Genomic DNA, 3,262 nt, shown 5'->3' with positions numbered 1-3,262 from the left:
ACGTGGCCGCGAAGAGCAGGCGATATACAAAGCTTCCCCCCGGGGCGCAAGCGACGAAGAGCAGTTTTTTCAGGTCATGCGCATGCGGGGGTCGGCGACGTCCTCGATCTCCAGCTGGACCCCTTCCCGGCCCATGTAATCGTCCGGTTTCAGACGGCCCACGACGTGCAGGGCCCCACCGCCGGACAGCAGGCGCTCGCCCAGCGGGGTCTCGGCCGAGCGCCAGGAGATCGCCTTGATTCGGTCGCCCGACGGCCCGACCAGGTCGACCCGCACGTGGCCGCCCTTCATGGCCATCATCCGCTCGGGGCGGACGCCGGCCAGGGCGAACATCGGTTCGGGGTTGCCGGGACCGAACGGCGCCAACTGCTGGAACTCGCTCCACAGGGCGCGATTGGCGGCGCGGGGCTGGACCAGGGCGTCGACCTCGACCCCCTCGACGCCCACGGCCTCCATCTCGCCGGCCAGACGCTCCTCCAGGAAGGCGCGGAACTCGGGGATCGAATCGGGACGGATCGACAGGCCCGCCGCCATGGCGTGCCCCCCGCCGGCCATCAGCAGCCCCGCCTCGAAGGCCGCCTGGATCGCCGCGCCCAGGTTGACGCCGGGCTGCGAGCGGCCCGAGCCCTTGCCGACATTGGCGGCGCGGTCGACGCCGATCACCACCACGGGCTTGCGATAGCGCTCGCGCAGGCGGCCGGCGACGATGCCGATCACCCCGGGATGCCACCCCTCCCCCGCCACCACGATGACCGGGGCGTCGGGATCGAAGTTACTGCCGCGCTCGAGCAGGGCCGCCGCCTCCTCGACCACGGCCGCCTCCACGGCCTTGCGCTCGGTGTTGAGGCCGTCCAGCTCCTCGGCCAGCATGCGGGCCTCCTCGGGGTCGTCCGTGGACAGCAGGCGCGCCCCCAGGTCCGAGCGGCCGATCCGCCCGCCGGCGTTGATCCGCGGCCCCAGGATGAAGCCGGCATGGAACACCGAGGCCGGGCCCGAGCCCTTGCCGACCTCGAACAGCGCCTTCAGACCCGGATTGCCCCAACTGGACATCGTCCGCAGGCCCAGGGTGGTCAGAGCGCGGTTGAAGCCGACCAGCTGGGTGACGTCGCAGACCTCGCCCATGGCCACCAGGTCCAGCCACTGGCGCAGGTCGGGCTGCGGCCGCTCGTCGGTGAACAGGCCGCGCCTGCGGGCCTCGCGGTTCAGGGCGGCCAGCAGGACGAAGGTCACGCCGGCGGCGGCCAGCACCCCCTGCCCGCTCTGGCAGCCGGGTCGGTTGGGATTGACCACGGCGGCCGCGGCCGGCGGATCCTCGCGCATCAGGTGGTGGTCGATCACCACCACCTCCAAGCCGATGGTCGCGGCGCTGGCGATCGCGTCATAGGCGGCCGCCCCGCAGTCCAGGGTGACGACCAGCTCGGCCCCGCTGTCGCGGATGGTCTTGAAGGCGGCCGGGCTGGGGCCGTAGCCCTCGGTCAGGCGGTCGGGAATGTAGATCGGCAGCTCGACGCCCATGTAGCGGAACCAGCGCACCAGTTGGGCGGCGCTGGTGGCGCCGTCGACGTCGTAGTCGGCGAACACCATGGTCGGCCGCCCGCTCTCCAGCGCGTCGATCAGGATCTCGGCGGCCCGGTCCATGTCGGTGAAGCTGGACGGGTCGGGAAACAGCGCCTTCAGGGTTGGACGCAGGTAGTGCTCGGCGTGATCGACGTCCACCCCGCGCGAGGCCAGGGCCCTGGCCAGGGGTTCGGACAGGCCGTGGAGCTGCTGGTGGCTGCGGGCGACCGCCGCGTCGCCCGGCCGCTCGCGCCAGGCGCGGCCGCTGATCGAGCGGGAGACGTCGAGGAAGTGCTCGGTGTTCAGAGAGGCGTGTCCGTCGGCGGCCATCACTCAGCCCTTCCGCACGGCAAGGCGGCTGGAAAGGAAGGGCGGCGCGATTGTCGTCATGCTCCGAGCCTACCCGCTTTGACGGATTCGCTCCATGGCGGGGCGAGAACCGAAGATGGGGCCGCGGTGCGTCAAAGGCGGACGCAGGACGAGGGCCCATGGGCGTTTGAACGGAGGATGCTCGGCCTAAGCCGCCCCCACCTGATCCACCTCGTTGGCCGAACCCAGCACCACCGGCACGCGTTGGTGCAGCTTGGTGGGCTGCACGTCCAGGATCGCCGTCTTGCCGTCGAGCGTCGACTTGCCCCCGGCCCGCTCGACGATCAGCGACATGGGGTTGGCCTCGTACAGCAGGCGCAGCTTGCCCGGCTTGTCGGGCTCGCGGGCGTCCCAGGGGTACAGGAAGACGCCGCCGCGCATCAGGATGCGGTGGACGTCGGCGACCATCGAGGCGACCCAGCGCATGTTGAAGTTCTTGCCGCGCGGACCCGCCTTGCCCTGCAGGCAGCCGTCGACATAGCGCCGCACCGGCTCGGCCCAGTGACGCTGGTTGGACATGTTGATCGCGAACTCGGCGGTGTCGGCCGGAATGGCGATGGTGGGATGGGTCAGCAGCCAGGTCCCGTCGGCGTCGAGCGTGAAGGCCACGACGCCCTGGGACAGGGTCAGCACCAGCATGGTCTGGGGGCCGTAGACCGCGTAGCCGGCGGCGACCTGGCGACGGCCGGGCAGCAGGAAGTCGGCCTCGCTGGGCGCCACGCCGGTCGGCGCGGGCAGGATCGAGAAGATGGTGCCGACCGACACGTTGACGTCGATGTTGCTGGAGCCGTCCAGCGGATCGAAGGTGACCAGGAAGCCGCCGACGGCGCCGGTGGTCTCGATGACCTCCAGTTCCTCGGAGGCCAGGCCCGCCACCAGCGGACAGCCCTGCAGCGCGTCGCGCAGGATGTCGTTGGTGATGATGTCGAGCTTCTTCTGCTCCTCGTCCTGGACATTGACCAGGCCGGCCGCGCCCAGGCTGCCCGAGATCGCGCCGGAGGCCACCACCTTGCCGATCCGGGCGCAGGCGTCGGCGATCACCTTGACGACGTCCTTCACCTCGTCGCCCGCCGACTCCGCGGCGAGCCATGCGGCGAGGTTGGTCAGCGTGGTCATGGGGGCCTCGTAAGCGGAAAGGATTCGCGGGTGACCTTAGCGGAAGGCCGAGGCCTTTTCCGCCGATTGGATCGGAAAACGCGTCTAATCACGGCTTTGACGCATTTTGACGACGAACGGCGACGGCCTCGCCGGAAAAAAGTCCTAGCAGGCTGTTGAAGAAGTCCGTAGCGGTGCGGGACTGGGCATGATTCACTCTCTCAAGCGAGGCTTGAGGGTT

Annotated in this window: 2 protein-coding genes; both read right to left on the bottom strand. The window is 70.1% G+C overall.

Features of this window, described 5'->3' with window-relative positions:
* Positions 1-69 precede the first annotated feature (69 nt).
* Positions 70-1,887 (bottom strand): single-stranded-DNA-specific exonuclease RecJ, encoded by a 1,818-nt coding sequence (gene recJ / locus AC07NX_RS16970; protein WP_494643366.1) that lies wholly within the window; start codon positions 1,885-1,887, stop codon positions 70-72.
* A gap of 186 nt (positions 1,888-2,073) precedes the next feature.
* Positions 2,074-3,042 (bottom strand): class 1 fructose-bisphosphatase, encoded by a 969-nt coding sequence (locus AC07NX_RS16965; protein WP_494643364.1) that lies wholly within the window; start codon positions 3,040-3,042, stop codon positions 2,074-2,076.
* Positions 3,043-3,262 lie beyond the last annotated feature (220 nt).

This window comes from Caulobacter sp. GW821-FHT09A05 (assembly GCF_059418465.1).
Note: the sequence above shows the minus strand (reverse complement) of the source record. Positions and strands in the feature narration are given on the sequence as shown.

Bases quoted from the DNA above. Each gene is read 5' to 3' on its own strand.
- recJ (WP_494643366.1), bottom strand. From the start codon at position 1,887: ATGGCCGCCGACGGACACGCCTCTCTGAACACCGAGCACTTCCTCGAC.
- AC07NX_RS16965 (WP_494643364.1), bottom strand. From the start codon at position 3,042: ATGACCACGCTGACCAACCTCGCCGCATGGCTCGCCGCGGAGTCGGCG.